At 36.9% G+C, this 244-nt stretch carries 1 protein-coding gene; it reads right to left on the minus strand.

The window, feature by feature from the left end:
- Positions 1-244, minus strand: a 244-nt coding sequence (locus tag KZZ04_RS20485) for a hypothetical protein (protein WP_219424076.1), incomplete at both ends; no start/stop codon positions are given.

Genomic DNA, 244 nt, shown 5'->3' on the forward strand with positions numbered 1-244 from the left:
CCCTGAACGTGCATAGATGCCCAGTAGCTAGAAAGTTCTTTCTGTCCCTTTTCAAAAATTCTAGTTGCTTCTTTAAGTTGCTCAAGCAATTTAGGTGAAAGTTTATCAGCGTTGGCTTTAAAGATAGCATCAAATACGCCAGCGCTAGCTTTATAGGCTGACTCTGAAGCAGATTTTGCTGTAATAATTTCATTTAAAAGTTTTTCTGATTCAACAGCAGAAACTTTGCCAACAGATAAATGAT

The organism is Pseudoalteromonas sp. CR1, from assembly GCF_019392235.1.
Lineage (GTDB): Bacteria > Pseudomonadota > Gammaproteobacteria > Enterobacterales > Alteromonadaceae > Pseudoalteromonas.